The 354-nt window shown below is 78.2% G+C and carries 1 pseudogene; it reads right to left on the bottom strand.

Going from position 1 to position 354, the window contains the following annotated elements:
* Positions 1-350, bottom strand: a pseudogene (locus tag G3I65_RS16300) (ATPase); the annotation flags it as partial.
* Positions 351-354 lie beyond the last annotated feature (4 nt).

The raw sequence follows: 354 nt of genomic DNA, 5'->3' as shown, positions 1-354 counted from the left end.
CCCGCGGTCCCCCGGATCCGCAGCGCCGGGCCGCGCCCGCCGGCGAAGACGCACTGCCGCACGGTGAGCTCGACGTCGTCGGCGGAGATCGCGCCCGCGTCCCCGGCGCGCACTTCGATCCCGCGCAGCGCCAGGGATCCGCCCTGGACGGCGAAGACCGGCCGGTCGGCACCGGCGCCGTCGACGACCACGGCCGCGCCGTCCGCGGCCACCAGCGTCACGCGGCGGCCGGCCAGTTCGAACACTTCGCGGTAGGTACCGGCGGCGACGGTGATCAGGGCGTCGTCGCCGGCGTCGGCCAGCGCTTCGCCGATCGTCGCGTACGCGCCGGGCCGCGCCGCGACCTCCAGGGTG

Origin of the sequence: Amycolatopsis sp. SID8362 (genome assembly GCF_010550475.1) — a bacterium.
GTDB classification, from domain to species: domain Bacteria; phylum Actinomycetota; class Actinomycetes; order Mycobacteriales; family Pseudonocardiaceae; genus Amycolatopsis; species Amycolatopsis eburnea.
The sequence above is the reverse complement of the archived record's forward strand: the minus strand, read 5'-3'. Positions and strand labels throughout refer to the sequence as shown.